The sequence below is a fragment of the Exiguobacterium sp. PHA03 genome (assembly GCF_041945985.1).
GTDB lineage: Bacteria > Bacillota > Bacilli > Exiguobacteriales > Exiguobacteriaceae > Exiguobacterium_A.
The window spans coordinates 814,042-828,112 of sequence record NZ_JAUTYQ010000001.1 but is presented as its reverse complement, the minus strand read 5'-3'; the positions used below and the strand labels follow the sequence as shown (position 1 = coordinate 828,112).

Sequence of the window (14,071 nt, the reverse complement as noted above, 5' to 3'; positions counted from 1 at the left end):
ATAAGTCTACCAGAACAGATGAAAAAACAAGGACGAGACGCCCTTGCCTTAGGATGATTGCATTTGCTGCCAGTCGTCTTCTTCATAAATCGACTGGACCCATTCAATCGGTACATAGAGGGACCTTGCAATCGCTTCGTCTGTTTTACCCAGTTTTCGCAACAGATGGACGATTCGAATCCTTCGTTCGAGCTCCCGGTCATCCGGTATCAGTTCAGGCATCATCTTCTCTTCTCCTTTCCACTGAATCGGCGATGGTGTTTTCATGATGATACCCGATTATTATCTGAATATTCCGATTGGTGCGTAGAAGCAAGGATTTTTGATAAAGTTCCAAGAAAGATAACAGTCAGGAATTCGATTCATTTTGACGAATGACTAGAAGATAGACGCACCGATCACGAAGTCATGCGTCAAACAAACAGATGAGGAGCATTTATATGATTAAATCCAAAAAACGGTTTCAGCTAGCGATCGGTTTGCTATTGATGGGTGTCTTTAGCGGGATCCTTTTCGATGCACTGGGCTACTTTCCGCACGCGACAGCGTATCTATTGAGTATTCCGATCGCTTCCCATGACACGGAATTTCTTTTAGGATGGATCGTTACCGGTGTCACGATCACAGGGCTTGTTTTGCTTCCCTTGTCCTTACGACGAAATCACGTCATTACGACGTTCGTGTGTCTCGTAGCCATCATTGTAACGCCGCACGTCATGTAATGTTTGCAAATGGCTCGCTTCAATCCCGTTGCAATATAAACCAATTTGAATGTATCGCTTACGACTACGCCAATGGATCGTCTTGATTCATTGGCTTTTTCTCACTTAAAAAGTAAAGTATACTTTACAAAATGTAAAACAGACTTTACAATATAGATAACTGGAAAGGAGGTCGCTGGATGAAGCTGACGAATCAAGTCCGGATTTATCGCCAACAACAGAAGTGGACTCAGGAACAGTTCGCTGAACGGATCGGCGTGACACGCCAGACCGTCATCTCGCTTGAAAAAGGCAGCTATACGCCATCCTTACTACTCGCAATGCAAATTGCTCGCGTCTTCGATCGACCAGTAGAGGAATTATTTCAATTAGAGGAGGAGTCTTGATGAACCGCGTCATAACCCAATCTGTTTTAAATTGTTGTCTCTATTTTTTAGCTGCGTCTCTCATCAGTGCGATTCATGACAAACTTCAATTATTTCAAGATGATCCTGTATCCGGTACCGGTCTGTCGTTTGAGCTCGATCTCAGCATCATGCTGCCACTGATCATCATCGCTATTGTCGTCTCATGCATTGGCTATCTCTCACGAACGGATCGCTCCCGGTCATTTTCAAAATGGTCGACGTCAACAGCAGAATTCTCTGACTCGGACGAACGAGAAGCCCTTATCACTGGTAAGGCGACCCGCGCGGCGTACGTTGCTTTTTTGACCAGTCTTCCTATCCTGATGATTGCCTTTTTATTTGAACAGCCACTACTTGAACGGTATCCTTCGTTTCCGTTTTATGCGATCGCGCTCGTCCTATCGGTTGGAACCCTTACCTATATGACCGCTTGGATCGTCCACGTTCGCCGCTAACATCGTTTGACGAAGGACTATTGAGTTTGCGCCTGCTCCGGATGGTCCGTCAGTTGACCCTATTCGTGATACACCGTTTCCCTAGCATATACATGTGACCGATTTTAATCCGACAACAATGCCACAATGCTGGCATATTCTATCTAGATGGGAGGCTAATATATGCAGACGACGCACCACTCATTTAATACGCAACGTTACCACATTCGTCCGGCTCGTCTTAGTGATGCTAAAGCACTTGCTGCACTACGTCAAGCACTTGACGCGGAAACGGAGTACTTCGACCGGATGCCTGGTGAGGACGTGATGACGGCGACCGATTTCGTTGATCAGTTACACAATTCATCGGTTCCGGATCAAATCCTCGTCGTTGAACGGGAGGAACAACTCATTGCTTACGCCAGGTGTCGTGGATTTGCATTAAAGCGCTTTGCTCATAAAGCATCGTTCGGCTTAGGGGTCCTGCGTTCGGATTGGGGACAAGGAATCGGCACCCAATTGACGATCCGGATGATCGCTTGGGCGAAGACGCAGTCGCTTCTGAAAATCCAACTCGAAGTCGTCGAGACGAATCACGGGGCGATCCGACTCTACCAACGTCACAGTTTCCTAGAAGAAGGACGACTACGCCACGATCGGTTGCTGTCGGACGGCTGTTATTATGATACTGTCCTGATGGGCTTAGCGTTATGAGTTTCTCATTATCGATCGCGACGTATAACATTTGGCATCATCCATACAAGCGTCAGGAACGGTTTGCGGCATTGTGTGCGGAAATCAATCAGCATCAACCGGATGTTCTTCTTCTGCAGGAAGTGATGTCGACGTTTCATCCGGATGAACCGTTCGTCTCAATCGCCGAACATCTCGCAGAGGCGACTGGTTATCCTTATTGGATGATGGATCCTTATATGGATTCACCGGATGAAGGACTTGCCATTTTAACGAAACTGCCGTTTGAGCGAACGGATTCGAGTGCCGCCGCGACAGCAAACATCAATCATCACTGTGCGATTCGGATTCCGTTTTCGATTAAAGGTGTTCGTTTTGCCGTGACGAACATTCATTTCAACTGGCGTGCTTCAGACATTCGACTCGATCAACTTCGATTCGTCAACGAATGGATTGCCTCACAGACGGATGACGCGACGGTCGAGTTCCTTGGTGGTGACTTTAATGATTGTCCAAATTCTTCTCTGCATCAAGCAACGCTTAAGGAGTGGGTCGATCTCGCTGACAGTTTTGCCATGCGGACCGGTCAACTTGCTCCTGTGACTCTTGATCCTATGACGAATTCGTATGCTAAAAAGAATGACGGAATCACGACACCTGCCCGGTACGATTGGTTGCTGTGTCAACGATCACCGGCACCAGTAACCTTACAACGCGTTCAATTGATCGGACATGAACGACTGCCCCATCACGTCATACCAAGTGATCATTATGGGGTCCTCGCTCATATGACGATTCACTAAAACGACGAGGCTGACTCAAAAAAGAATGACGCGTCTTTTTACGCCCTTTCCTCAGGCGAGACACAAGCCAGTTTTCTTGCTTCATTCAAGCAGGAAAGCGGGTCTTGTTTGTCTCTGACAGCGCATAATACGCTTTTTCCTGTAGGAGTGGCGTGTGACGCGTCATTTTTTTACGAGATAAGGGTGGCAGATCATCATTCTGCCACCCTTATCTTTAGAGGACGACATGTGAGTCAGCCCCGTCGTTTATTTTTTGTATTCTTTTTCTGTTCCGTCCGAGAAGTCGATCTCCACCTCGAGGCGGGACGCATCTTGAATCGCAAATACACGCTCCACTTCCGCGATGACATCTTTCTCAGATGTATCCGCATCTACTTTTAAGTTCTTGAACTTCGCGTCGAGTTCCGTCATCGCCGCGTCCCCGCGTTTGTTTTCATCTTTATACTGGTATTCGGCTTCCGTGCCGTCATTCTCTCGGTCATAGCTGATGTCGATTGCGTCCATATCCCCGTTGACGTCCGCTTCAATCGATAAACTGGTGAATCCATAATCCGTATCTGCATTTTTCGTGACCGCATCCTTATCTTTCATCGTATTGTCGGTCGTATTCGAGTTTGTAGATCCGTCCTCGACCTTGTCCGACGCCGTTTCGTCGTTCCCGCATCCTGCTACCATTAGACTCATCGCAAATAAGGTCGCAACACCGTATCCTGTAACATATCCTCTCTTCATTCCATCACATTCCCTTCTGCTGGAATCGGGTGCGCTTTCAATAGCCGAGCAAGATGCAAAAGATTGGCAGCTAAAAACTGGGCATGCCGTTTCGTGAAGTCATTGTCACGTCCGGCTTCGATGTAAGACGGTCCAGGTCCCGCTTCACCGACCCAGTACGCATCGACATTGGGGGGAATCGTGAATCCGATGTGCGACAGACCGTATAAAATCGACGCGGACGCGTGTTTCGCCCCATCCTCGTTGCCGGTGACGATGACACCACCGACCTTGTTATAATAGATGGCTTGTCCAACGTCGTTCGTCAAGCCACTTCCCCCGTATAACCGTTCGATGACTTGTGTCGCGACACTACTTTTTTCACCGAGCCACAGCGGCGTCCCGATGACGACGATATCTGCCTGTTTGACTTTGTCGAAGAGTGCCGGCCATTCGTCGCCGTTCCCTTCATCTTCCGTCACACCGAATGCGACTTGATGATCGACGACTCGAACGATTTCTGAATCGACGTCCTCATGCTCCCAGTACGAAATCACGTCGCGAATCAACGCTTCCGTGTTCGATGGTTCTTGTGATGCTTTTAAAGTACAGTTCAAAAATAAAGCGCGTACCATCCGTTCATCCTCCCCTTTTGAATTGACATGTTCCTCGTCCTTAATCCTTTCCTGATTCTAATCCGAAGTAAACAAAAAAAGCCTCCGCTTTCGCGAAGACTTTCCTTGTCAGAGACATGACTTGATGTGTTGATAGTTTTGATTGCCACCGGATAAGTTACAGACGTCCCTGAACCCGAGATTCTTCAAGACGTTCTGTGCCGCGTTTCCTGTGACACCTTTATTGCAGTAAACGATTGTCGGTACCGTCGGATCAAGTTCCTGCGCCCGCTCACGTAACTCACCGAGCGGAATATGGATTGCCCCGTCGACATGACTCTTCTCGAACTGAGCGCGTGAGCGCGTATCGATGATTTGGAAGACCTGACCCTTAGCGACCTCTTCCATCAAAGCATTCGGTGTTTTCAAGCGTGCGTTTTGTTTGATTGCGTTATCGAGGGCCATCCCGGTGTAAAGAACGGGGTCCTTCGTCGTCGAGAATGGCGGCGCATAGGCTAGATCAAGATGGAATAAGTCTTCCGCTTTTGCCTTGAAGCTGATTGCGGTCGCAAGGACATCAATCCGTTTATCGACCCCTTGCGGACCAACGATTTGGGCACCGAGGACACGACCATCGTTCCGATCTGCAATCGCCTTGATGACCATTTCTTTGCCGCCGAGATATTCCGGGCGATCCGGCTTGATGTTGTGTAACACTTCGATATCATACCCGGCGTCGCGGGCTTCTTTTTCAGTCAATCCGGTCTGGGCGACCGTCAAATCGAATGCTTTAAAAATTCCCGTTCCAAGGATTCCCCGGTGTTCAATCGCTTCACCAGTGATGACCATCCCAGCAATCCGCCCCATCTTGTTCGCTGTCGAACCAAGCGGGCGGTAAAGGGGTTGACCGGTGATGAGCGAAAAGCTCTCGGCGACATCGCCGACCGCATAAACGCCTTCGATGTTCGTCTGCATCTGTCGATTGACGGCGATCGCACCCGTCTGCCCAATCGTCACACCGATTTCTTGTGCGAGTTGCGTGTTTGGTTTGACACCGACTGACAGGATGACGAGATCCGTCTCGATCGTCTCGCCACTCGCAAGAACGACTGCACGAGCCGTTTTCTCCCCTTCGAACGAAGCGACGGACTCACCGAGTCGCAAGATGACGCCGTTCGCTTCAAGATGGTCACTAACGCGTTTTGCCATATCAACGTCTAGCGGTGGCATGACTTGCGTCAACCGTTCGACGAGCGTCACTTCGATTCCGCGATATGTCAACTGTTCTGCCATCTCGAGTCCGATGAATCCGCCGCCGACGATGACAGCACGTTTTGGAGCTTGCGCGTCGACGTACCGACGAATCGCTTCCGCATTGCGGATGTTACGGACCGGGAAGACGTTTTCGAGATCGACGCCCGGTAGCGGCGGAATGATGCTAGAGGCACCAGTCGCGAAAACGAGCGTATCGTACGTATCCGTGAATGTCTCACCCGAATCCAGATGACGGATCGTCGCTGTCTTCGTCTCGTGATCAATCGCTTCGACGTTATGACGCGTCTTAACGTCGATGTTGTAACGTTTCTTGAAGAACGCTGCGTCGCGTGGCGTCAATTCATCGAGCTCAGCGACTTCACCGCCGACGAAATAGGGAATCCCACAACCGGAATAGGAAATGTCCTCGTCCCGGTCGTAGATCGTGATCTCTAAGTCTTCGCTATTACGGCGTGCCTTCGCCCCAACTGATGTGCCGGCAGCGACCGAGCCGATGATAAGTAGTTTCGCCATATTCATGTCCTCCTCTTAATAGAGTAATAAACTGATGTAGAGTCCGAGCAACGCGATGGCGAGCGTCGGAATCGTCAAGACGGTACCAATTTTGAAATATTGTCCCCAACCGATCCGGACCCCTTTCGAGCGCAAGACATGGAGCCACAGTAAGGTTGCAAGACTTCCGATCGGCGTGATCTTTGGACCGAGATCGCTACCGATGACATTCGCGTAGATTAAGGCGTCACGAATCGCTCCCGTCGTTGCCGTATGCTCGATCGACAACGCATTGATCATGACGGTCGGCATATTGTTCATGACAGAAGACAACAGAGCGGCAAGGAAGCCCATCCCGAACGTCGCCGATGCGAGGTTCGTCGCCATCCACTCGATCAACTCCGCAAGGACTTGCGTCAGTCCCGCATTGCGCAGACCGTAGACGACGATATACATACCGAGCGAGAAGAAGACGATCGCCCACGGGGCACCGGCAAGGACCTTCTTCGTCGGAACACTCGGTGATTTTTGCGCCAGGAATAAGAAAAAGACAGCGATGATGCCAGCAACGAGACTGACCGGAATGCCAATCGCATCACTCGTAAAGTATCCGACGAGCAACAAGCCAAGGACGATCCATGAAGCACGGAACATCCGCATATCGCGAATCGCAGACGTCGGTTTCGCCAAATCCTCGACGGCATAGACTTTCGGGATCTGCTTCTTGAAATAGAAGTACAAGACAAGCAGACTACCAACGACCGAAAAGACGTTGACGAAGACCATCCGTGCCGCATACTCTGTAAAACCGATGTGAAAGAAGTCCGCCGAAACGATGTTGACGAGGTTCGAGATGACGAACGGAAGACTTGCCGTGTCGGCGATAAAGCCGGAGGCGAAGACATATGCCAGGACGACCGCATCCGGTAACTTCAGGTGACGGACCATCGCGAGGACGATCGGTGTCAGAATCAAGGCAGCCCCATCATTCGCGAACAAGGCCGAGACAAGGGCACCGAGTAACGTCATGTAGATGAATAGTTTAAGACCGCCACCGCGGGCGATTCGGGCCATATGTAACGCGGCCCATTCAAAGAAGCCGATCTCATCTAAGATCAATGAGATGACGATCAAGGCGATGAAGGTGAACGTCGCGTTCCAGATGATCCCCCAGACGGTCGCGACGTCTCCCAGTTCGACAACGCCCGTTAAAAGCGCGACAATCGCCATCCCGATCGCTGAGTATCCGATACCTAGCCCTTTCGGTTGTTTGATGATCAAAAATAAGGTGATCAGAAATATTCCGATCGCAAGCCATTGTGATGCTGTCAATTGATTCACTTCATTTCTGTTAGATTTCTAATACGGTACAGGAACTGGAGCGCACATCTGCTGTATCCAGCCGTCTTAGCATCCATTCCAGTTGACCGTAATAAGGATGTTCCCGATTTAAGCGATAATAGATCCATTGCCGATCGCGGCGTTCGGAGATGATCGCTTGTTCTCGAAGTCGTTTTAAATGTCGACTGATCGCGGGTTGTGAAATATCGAATGCCGCAGTCAAATCACAGACACAGTGTTCGCGCACCTGTAATCGACGTAAGATATCCAGCCGTACCGGATCACTTAACCCTTTGAGATACTGACTCATCGTTTCTATTTCTGGATCAAATCGTGTCATGAGTTTCCCGTCCTTTCTTCATCAGGATATAATATAACCATTTGGTTATACAACAAGAAATAAAAAATCGATCCCGTGTTTATACGGAATCGATTTTTTCTGCTAGCTCTATGATCACACCTTCAGGTCCTCTTACGTAACATAGGCGATACTCATTTTCGTAATTCGCGACGTCCCCAATCGGTTGATATCCATGATTCGCTAACCGTTCGAGGAGTGTATCGAGTCCTGTCACTTCAAAACAGAGATGACGCAATCCACTGGAATAAACGTGCTGAACGACAGTGGACGTCTCAACTGGTCGTTTGAACCGAACCAGTTCGAGCCAGATTGCTTCACCTGGTAACCCAAGAGCGACACATTCCGTCTTTGCCCCGTCTAGATTCAACAAACGATCGAGCAACTTCCCTTCCATTTCCCATCGTCCACGTACTTCGAGCCCGCAAAGCGAAAAAAAGTGAATCGCTTCTTCTAGGTTCACGACGTTCAGACTGATATGATCCGTTCGTTTAATTGGCATCCGTCATTCCTCCTCAAGTGTGTCAAAATGTTTTTTTCAAAACGTTGATAGAAAGCACATCTAGAGCGTTTCGAAGTGGTGGCTGAAGTTTGTATCGTCAGTTGCTATTTCATGAAACAAGCCGTTGGTGACTCCGGATCATTATCGAAAATTGATGGCTTTCTGACTGAAACCCTCTACATCGACTGGCTCGTGACGACCCCGCTCCTCTTGAATATGTCATCAGTTGTATCGCTTAGTTATATATCACTTAACTGCTGTTTACGAATGTCACAAAAGCTGCTCAAGATAACCCGACACCGATTCATAAAGCTTTGTTTCAGATACGCTTGTTCTGCATCCCAGTAAGAGAAATAGAAAAACAATCGTCATCCCTTCGATTATGAAATTTGGTACCATCTCATTCACTCCTTTCGTTCTATCCTCGACTAGAAAACCGTGATATGATCAATTCCTATGACAAAAAATAGGAGGTCTATGATGCGAAAAATCATCCTGATTGGTTCTGGTGGGTCCGGTAAATCGACGCTTGCCCGCGAGATGGGCAAAAAACTAAGTTATCCCGTTGATCACCTCGACAGCTTATTGTGGCGTCCGAACTGGGAGGCGGTTTCGCGTGAGGAACAACGCCAGATTCAACAAACACTCATATCGCGTGATCCATGGATCATCGACGGTAATTACGGTGGAACGCTTGACTTACGAATCGATGCCGCTGATACGGTCATCTTCCTTGATCTGCCGCGGACGCTTTGTCTGTACCGTGCGCTGAAACGGACCTTGCGCTATCGTAAGACCGGCCGACCGGATATGGCGGCAGGCTGTCCCGAGAAACTGTCGCTTGATTTTCTGAAATGGATTTGGCGGTTTCCGATCGATAAGCGACCGAGTATCCTTTCAACGCTTAAAGCGACGTCCGATAAACAAATCGTTCATTTGCGGTCCCGCCGCGCTGTCAAACAGTTTCTTCAATCACTTTCATAACATCCGTTCATCTGTTACCTTTCGTCATCCTTAGTGATGTACATACGACGAAACAAATTTACTCTCCTGCCCGTTTTCCAGTCATTACCACAAATAAAAAAACGACCATGACGGTTACCCCTCATGGTCGTAGTGCAATATCTTACACGCTGAATCTGCCTGTGACTTGTTTTAAATCATCCGCCATCGTCGCGAGCGATTGCGATGCAGACGAAATTTCTTCCATCGACGCCATCTGCTCCTCGGTCGAAGCGGAGATGTTTTGTGTCCCAGCAGCGGTTCCTTCCGTCACCGCTTGAATCGTCCGCATGACAGAAGCGATTTGTTCACTCGCTGCCGCCATTTCCTGAACGGCGCCGGACACATCTTCGACGTGCCCTGTCACGTCGGTGATCGCTGTCTCGATTTCCGAGAAGGATGTCCCTGCCTGATCGACGACGGCAATCCCGCTCGTCATCTCGGTCGAGACTTTCTCCATCGAGGCGACCGATGCTTCTGTCTCTTGTTGGATGACCCGAATCAAGGACTCGATCTGTTTTGCCGAGACCGCCGATTGTTCCGCAAGCGTCTTGACTTCCGCTGCGACGACGGCAAATCCGCGTCCTTGTTCACCAGCGCGTGCTGCCTCGATTGCTGCGTTTAAAGCGAGAAGGTTCGTCTGTGCCGCGACACCTTTGATCGAATCCGTGATTTGACCAATTTCCTGTGATCGGTTGCCTAGACCATCGATGACTTGGCTGAGACGCGACACGTCTTCTTGAATGCGTCCCATCTGTGTTCCAAGTGTACCGACGACCTTTCCACCGTGGGCAACTTTTTCCATCGCGTCCGCCGTCCGTTCCGTCATCTGTTGCGCATTGCCGGCGACGTAGCGGACGGACGTCGTCAACTCTTCAATCGTCCGTGAAGCATCGGACACTTGATGCAGCTGTTGACTTGCACCGCTTGCCATCTCTTCCATCGTCACAGCGACCATCTCTGTTGCTTTCGTCGTTGATTCCGCATTGACGCTAAGCTCATCCGACGCAACGGCGACGCGGTCTGCCGTTCCCGTAAGTTCAAGGACGACTTGTTGTTGTGAGGCGATCATTTCATTAAACGATGTCGTCAATTGACCAAGTTCGTCTTTCGAATCATAGTGACCTCGGACAGTCAAGTCACCTTTACCTGACTGATTCATCCAACCCTGCAGTTGACGAATCGGACGTGTGATGAGACGTGTGATGTATAAGGCAAGTCCTGCAAACAAGAGGACCGCCAGTAAAAAGATACCGAGCATTAAGTAAAAGGCGGTTTGTTTTTCCGCTTGATTCTGGGCATCTAACATCTTCGCTTGTTTAGTCATTGAAGCCATTAATGCTTTTGCCGAGTTCGCGACGTTATCCCGGACTTGTTCCAAACCATCGGAATACGCCGTGTAGGCTTCTTCCTCTTCATTTCGTGTCGCCGCATCTTGAACGAGCGTCATCGAGTTGTCGTAGGCGAGGACATTATCCTTCAACTCCTCGAGTTGTTTCTTTTCTCGCGCATCAAATTGTCCCGTTTTTTCAACCTTCGTGACTGACGACCGAATCTGAGCCTGTCGCGTATCGATATCGGCTTGGAGTTCCGTGATTCGTGCTTCATCCTTCGTTAGGATCATCTCCACTAAAAAGGAATCGAGAGCCCGTGTATCGATCCGAATCTGTGCCACTTCTTGGATCGGAATCAAGTTCTCCTGATACATCGCTCGGGAAGCGTTTGACATCTGGTTCAAGAAATAGAGTCCTGCTCCCGCAATGAGTAGCATCGCAACGACGGCTGTTGCGATCAAAGCTTGTATCTTCCGTCTGACTGACATATGTTTCATTCCATCCCCTCCCGTTTTTGTTATCGGTTCAGGATTGAAAAAGTTGACTATTTTTTCAATATTCCCATACTTTAGATGTGCTTTAGTAAAGACTTGCCATACGACTTTCTCCCTTGCGTTCGATATAATCAGCATACAGCAGTTGAAGAAAGGATGAGTCCCATGCAACGAGTAGCCAATGAAATCACGCAATTCCGCGGCAGTCATTATGAGTTCGGTCGCGAACAAGGGCGTTACGTCAAACGAAATCAGTTGCTCCATAACCGAGAGGACAACTGGAAAATCCGTGTTCCTCGCTTTCAAGTCGATCCGGTCGAGACGAAGGAGATGTTCCTTCGGTATGCTCCGCACATCTGGGACGAGTTGCTCGGACTGCAAGACGAACTCGAACTATCATTGCCAGACACATTACTCCATTTCGGACATTACCGGGTCGAAGGACCGAAAAGCGGTTGTTCGATCATGACCGGTGATAATTTTCTCGTTCGCAATTATGACTATCATCCGATGACATATGACGGACGATTTTCCGTCTTCCAACCGAACGATGGTGGTTCAGCGATCATCGGTCCGGCTTCACGGGTGACAGGCCGGATGGATGGGATGAACGAACACGGTCTTGCGATGGGTTATAACTTCATCAATCGTCGGCGGCCGGGAGATGGATTCGTCAGCTTCATGATCGGACGGATCATCCTCGAGATGTGTACGTCGGTCGACGATGCGATCTCACTCGTCAAAGAGATTCCACATCGCGGATCGTTCACGTACGTCGTCCACGATAAATCCGCGCGTTCGTTTGTCATCGAGGCGACGGCACGCGACGTCCAAGTGCGGGAATCGAACATGTGTACCAATCACTTCGATTTGCTACAGCACGAAAACCGCTATCACCTGGATGACTCAAAACGTCGGATGATGGAGCTAAAGACACATCAACATATGATTCAAGATGCGGAATCCGCTTTCCGACTCTTGAACGATACTGATAAAGGCGTCTTCGCTGATTTATATGCGCAGTGGGCAGGAACGATCCATACGTCTGCCTACTTCCCGGAAGAGTTAAAGGTATGGTTCGCGCTCGGTGGTGATCAGGAACCGGTCACGTTCGACTTTGCTGACTGGCTCGCCGGCAATGACTTCACAGCAAGTGAAATCACAGGAGAACTTGAGACGACCATCCAGTTTGCAAATACACTTCAGACATGGCGTTAAACGAAAAAGATGCCTCCTGCTTGCGCAAGAGGCATCTTTTTACTGGGAAACGTCTAGTCGTTTCGACATATAATAATCCGTTTTCTCATACCCAAGCGAGTCATACACATGAATCGCCCGTTCGTTATGCGCGAAGACGTGTAACGAAATCTTTTTGACGTTCATCCGTTTTAACATCACTTCCAGTAATCGGAGTGCTTCTTTGCCGTACCCTTGGTTTTGTTTATCGGACGTAATCTTGACATCGAAGATGAAAGCGGAACGTCCGCGTGATTCTTCTTTTACGTGAACCCAGACCATTCCAATGTCGCTGGCTGTCTCGTCACGAAACGTAAACAAATAATGATCCTTCGTTTTCAGACCTTCAGGCAACAACGTCGCAAACTCATCTGTCGACTTATTATGCGCCTCGTTCTCTGACCACGTACCGGCGCGACACTTATCTGCCGCATACTCCTCGATTGCCACGGGTAGATACACCTCATAGGTCGCTTGTTTCATTGGCTCGATGCGCATGCTGCTACCTCCTGCGTTTTCGTCCAGTCCCTTCGTAACATCGCATAGACCTGGAGGTCGTGATAAGTCCCGTACAATTTCTCAGCGTCCCGTAAGACGCCTTCTTCCGTGAACCCGAGTCGTTCCGGGATCCGTCTGCTCCGGACGTTTCCAGTCGCACACTCGATGACGACGCGGTTCAAGCCGAGCGTCTCGAAACAATAATGCGTGACGAACCGGACGACGTCCGTCATGACACCTTTCCCGAGTCCCTTTTCTCCTAAGTAATAGCCGATCGACGTTTGCCCGAGATGCCGATCGATTGCATGCAAACCGATCGTTCCGACGAGCTCCTCCTGAAGATAGATGCCACACGTAAACCCGTTACCATCGGCAAACTGTTGCAACCATGCTGGGATGACTACTTCCTGATATGTAATGGCATCTGTTGTACCATCAACCCAACCGAGCCATTCGCGAAGATGTGCGCGATTGGCATTGACAAGGGCGAATAATGTCTCCGCATGGTGCCGTTCGAACAATTGAAGCGATACGTGATCGGACACTTGTAACCTGAACATGACCTCTCCCCTTTCTAGTAACTGTTGTTTGACGTCACGACGTCGTTTCCCTGCTAGACGTCACGTTCCATTCCATCCGTCTTGAGCGGACAGACATTCCGAGTGCCTCGTAAAAGGCGATCGCTTCTTGATTGGCGTCATCGACGCCGAGTTCGATCCGGTCGCAACCAATTGTTTCCGCATGCGCGTAAGCGGCTTGCATCAACCGCTTGCCTACGCCTTGCTTCTGATGCGTATCCGCAACGACGAGACTGATGACCCGTAAGTAATGTTTATCAAAGACGAAGCCGCTCCCTTCGATGATATCTTCCTTTAAGACGATCACACCGGCAAGTCCTTTGTATTCCGCGACGAGGATTTCGAAATCTGATCGGTCGAGTTGCGACAAAAATAAGTCTTCCGAAACCGGCATCTCGTGCGGACGGTAGTGATCGGGGCGTAAAGCTACATGCTGCTCATGAATTTGTTGGAATAGCGGAATCAACGCCTGAAAATCGTCAGGGCGGGCAGTACGGATATTCATCAGAAATTCGCTCCCTTTTCGTTTTGTAGTATATTAACATATTATTCCAAAGTGTAGGGATACTTTTTATAC

Annotated in this window: 18 protein-coding genes; 7 read left to right on the top strand and 11 right to left on the bottom strand. The window is 49.4% G+C overall.

Annotated elements, in window-relative coordinates; genetic code table 11:
* Window positions 1-48: 48 nt before the first annotated feature.
* Window positions 49-267, bottom strand: coding sequence for a hypothetical protein (locus Q7C19_RS04390; RefSeq protein WP_155960153.1), 219 nt, complete (start codon window positions 265-267; stop codon window positions 49-51).
* A 173-nt stretch (window positions 268-440) separates the two neighbouring features.
* Between Q7C19_RS04390 and Q7C19_RS04385 the strand changes: the two genes are divergently transcribed.
* From Q7C19_RS04385 to Q7C19_RS04365, 5 genes are all read left to right on the top strand, one after another.
* Window positions 441-722 (top strand): hypothetical protein, encoded by a 282-nt coding sequence (locus tag Q7C19_RS04385; RefSeq protein WP_375091732.1) that lies wholly within the window; start codon window positions 441-443, stop codon window positions 720-722.
* 179 nt (window positions 723-901) lie between these two features.
* Complete coding sequence (locus Q7C19_RS04380) at window positions 902-1,108, top strand: helix-turn-helix transcriptional regulator (RefSeq protein ID WP_035408056.1); 207 nt, start codon at window positions 902-904, stop codon at window positions 1,106-1,108.
* Window positions 1,108-1,584 carry a DUF2178 domain-containing protein gene (locus Q7C19_RS04375; protein WP_375091731.1) on the top strand — a complete coding sequence of 159 codons (477 nt, stop codon included), beginning with the start codon at window positions 1,108-1,110 and terminating at the stop codon, window positions 1,582-1,584. Before Q7C19_RS04380 ends, Q7C19_RS04375 begins: the two co-directional genes overlap by 1 nt.
* Before the next feature lie 162 nt (window positions 1,585-1,746).
* The gene (locus tag Q7C19_RS04370; RefSeq protein WP_375091730.1) at window positions 1,747-2,277 is read left to right on the top strand and encodes a GNAT family N-acetyltransferase; all 531 of its coding nucleotides are present in this window, start codon (window positions 1,747-1,749) and stop codon (window positions 2,275-2,277) included.
* Window positions 2,274-3,059 carry an endonuclease/exonuclease/phosphatase family protein gene (locus Q7C19_RS04365; RefSeq protein WP_290750267.1) on the top strand — a complete coding sequence of 262 codons (786 nt, stop codon included), beginning with the start codon at window positions 2,274-2,276 and terminating at the stop codon, window positions 3,057-3,059. The genes Q7C19_RS04370 and Q7C19_RS04365 overlap by 4 nt, the downstream gene beginning before the upstream one ends.
* A gap of 246 nt (window positions 3,060-3,305) precedes the next feature.
* On the opposite strand, the gene Q7C19_RS04360 is transcribed toward Q7C19_RS04365, so the two are convergent.
* The 6 genes from Q7C19_RS04360 to Q7C19_RS04335 all read right to left on the bottom strand — a co-directional run bounded on the left by Q7C19_RS04360 (window position 3,306) and on the right by Q7C19_RS04335 (window position 8,352).
* Window positions 3,306-3,791, bottom strand: a complete 486-nt coding sequence (locus tag Q7C19_RS04360) for a YusW family protein (RefSeq protein WP_290750264.1) — start codon at window positions 3,789-3,791, stop codon at window positions 3,306-3,308.
* Window positions 3,788-4,405, bottom strand: coding sequence for a flavodoxin family protein (locus tag Q7C19_RS04355; RefSeq protein ID WP_056061306.1), 618 nt, complete (start codon window positions 4,403-4,405; stop codon window positions 3,788-3,790). Before Q7C19_RS04355 ends, Q7C19_RS04360 begins: the two co-directional genes overlap by 4 nt.
* A gap of 108 nt (window positions 4,406-4,513) precedes the next feature.
* The gene (locus Q7C19_RS04350; protein ID WP_375091729.1) at window positions 4,514-6,172 is read right to left on the bottom strand and encodes an FAD-dependent oxidoreductase; all 1,659 of its coding nucleotides are present in this window, start codon (window positions 6,170-6,172) and stop codon (window positions 4,514-4,516) included.
* A 15-nt stretch (window positions 6,173-6,187) separates the two neighbouring features.
* Window positions 6,188-7,492, bottom strand: coding sequence for an arsenic transporter (locus Q7C19_RS04345; RefSeq protein ID WP_375091728.1), 1,305 nt, complete (start codon window positions 7,490-7,492; stop codon window positions 6,188-6,190).
* Between the two features lie 10 nt (window positions 7,493-7,502).
* Entirely contained in the window at window positions 7,503-7,832 is a 330-nt protein-coding gene (locus Q7C19_RS04340) for an ArsR/SmtB family transcription factor (protein WP_052019022.1), read from the bottom strand.
* A gap of 79 nt (window positions 7,833-7,911) precedes the next feature.
* Complete coding sequence (locus tag Q7C19_RS04335) at window positions 7,912-8,352, bottom strand: VOC family protein (RefSeq protein WP_375091727.1); 441 nt, start codon at window positions 8,350-8,352, stop codon at window positions 7,912-7,914.
* 480 nt (window positions 8,353-8,832) lie between these two features.
* On the opposite strand from Q7C19_RS04335, the gene Q7C19_RS04330 reads away from it, so the two are divergent.
* Window positions 8,833-9,336, top strand: coding sequence for a DNA topology modulation protein (locus Q7C19_RS04330; protein ID WP_056061296.1), 504 nt, complete (start codon window positions 8,833-8,835; stop codon window positions 9,334-9,336).
* Between the two features lie 142 nt (window positions 9,337-9,478).
* Here Q7C19_RS04330 and Q7C19_RS04325 read toward each other — a convergent pair whose 3' ends face one another.
* Window positions 9,479-11,185, bottom strand: coding sequence for a methyl-accepting chemotaxis protein (locus Q7C19_RS04325; protein WP_375091726.1), 1,707 nt, complete (start codon window positions 11,183-11,185; stop codon window positions 9,479-9,481).
* A 162-nt stretch (window positions 11,186-11,347) separates the two neighbouring features.
* Here Q7C19_RS04325 and Q7C19_RS04320 point away from each other — a divergent pair, with 162 nt between their 5' ends.
* Window positions 11,348-12,400, top strand: coding sequence for a C45 family autoproteolytic acyltransferase/hydrolase (locus Q7C19_RS04320; protein WP_035408076.1), 1,053 nt, complete (start codon window positions 11,348-11,350; stop codon window positions 12,398-12,400).
* Between the two features lie 39 nt (window positions 12,401-12,439).
* Here the strand turns inward: Q7C19_RS04320 and Q7C19_RS04315 are convergent, their stop codons facing one another.
* Genes Q7C19_RS04315 through Q7C19_RS04305 form a run of 3 tightly spaced genes read right to left on the bottom strand, consistent with a single transcriptional unit; the run spans window position 12,440 to window position 13,999 of the window.
* Entirely contained in the window at window positions 12,440-12,916 is a 477-nt protein-coding gene (locus tag Q7C19_RS04315) for a GNAT family N-acetyltransferase (protein WP_375091725.1), read from the bottom strand.
* Window positions 12,898-13,476: a GNAT family N-acetyltransferase gene (locus Q7C19_RS04310; RefSeq protein ID WP_375091724.1), complete on the bottom strand. Its 579-nt coding sequence runs from the start codon at window positions 13,474-13,476 to the stop codon at window positions 12,898-12,900. The genes Q7C19_RS04315 and Q7C19_RS04310 overlap by 19 nt, the downstream gene beginning before the upstream one ends.
* A gap of 34 nt (window positions 13,477-13,510) precedes the next feature.
* The gene (locus tag Q7C19_RS04305) at window positions 13,511-13,999 is read right to left on the bottom strand and encodes a GNAT family N-acetyltransferase (RefSeq protein ID WP_214853615.1); all 489 of its coding nucleotides are present in this window, start codon (window positions 13,997-13,999) and stop codon (window positions 13,511-13,513) included.
* Between the last annotated feature and the right edge of the window lie 72 nt (window positions 14,000-14,071).

Bases quoted from the DNA above. Each gene is read 5' to 3' on its own strand.
- Q7C19_RS04380 (WP_035408056.1), top strand. From the start codon at position 902: ATGAAGCTGACGAATCAAGTCCGGATTTATCGCCAACAACAGAAGTGG.
- Q7C19_RS04320 (WP_035408076.1), top strand. From the start codon at position 11,348: ATGCAACGAGTAGCCAATGAAATCACGCAATTCCGCGGCAGTCATTAT.
- Q7C19_RS04385 (WP_375091732.1), top strand. From the start codon at position 441: ATGATTAAATCCAAAAAACGGTTTCAGCTAGCGATCGGTTTGCTATTG.
- Q7C19_RS04305 (WP_214853615.1), bottom strand. From the start codon at position 13,999: ATGAATATCCGTACTGCCCGCCCTGACGATTTTCAGGCGTTGATTCCG.
- Q7C19_RS04375 (WP_375091731.1), top strand. From the start codon at position 1,108: ATGAACCGCGTCATAACCCAATCTGTTTTAAATTGTTGTCTCTATTTT.
- Q7C19_RS04360 (WP_290750264.1), bottom strand. From the start codon at position 3,791: ATGAAGAGAGGATATGTTACAGGATACGGTGTTGCGACCTTATTTGCG.
- Q7C19_RS04390 (WP_155960153.1), bottom strand. From the start codon at position 267: ATGAAAACACCATCGCCGATTCAGTGGAAAGGAGAAGAGAAGATGATG.
- Q7C19_RS04350 (WP_375091729.1), bottom strand. From the start codon at position 6,172: ATGGCGAAACTACTTATCATCGGCTCGGTCGCTGCCGGCACATCAGTT.
- Q7C19_RS04325 (WP_375091726.1), bottom strand. From the start codon at position 11,185: ATGAAACATATGTCAGTCAGACGGAAGATACAAGCTTTGATCGCAACA.
- Q7C19_RS04335 (WP_375091727.1), bottom strand. From the start codon at position 8,352: ATGCCAATTAAACGAACGGATCATATCAGTCTGAACGTCGTGAACCTA.
- Q7C19_RS04365 (WP_290750267.1), top strand. From the start codon at position 2,274: ATGAGTTTCTCATTATCGATCGCGACGTATAACATTTGGCATCATCCA.
- Q7C19_RS04355 (WP_056061306.1), bottom strand. From the start codon at position 4,405: ATGGTACGCGCTTTATTTTTGAACTGTACTTTAAAAGCATCACAAGAA.
- Q7C19_RS04310 (WP_375091724.1), bottom strand. From the start codon at position 13,476: ATGTTCAGGTTACAAGTGTCCGATCACGTATCGCTTCAATTGTTCGAA.
- Q7C19_RS04315 (WP_375091725.1), bottom strand. From the start codon at position 12,916: ATGCGCATCGAGCCAATGAAACAAGCGACCTATGAGGTGTATCTACCC.
- Q7C19_RS04330 (WP_056061296.1), top strand. From the start codon at position 8,833: ATGCGAAAAATCATCCTGATTGGTTCTGGTGGGTCCGGTAAATCGACG.
- Q7C19_RS04340 (WP_052019022.1), bottom strand. From the start codon at position 7,832: ATGACACGATTTGATCCAGAAATAGAAACGATGAGTCAGTATCTCAAA.
- Q7C19_RS04370 (WP_375091730.1), top strand. From the start codon at position 1,747: ATGCAGACGACGCACCACTCATTTAATACGCAACGTTACCACATTCGT.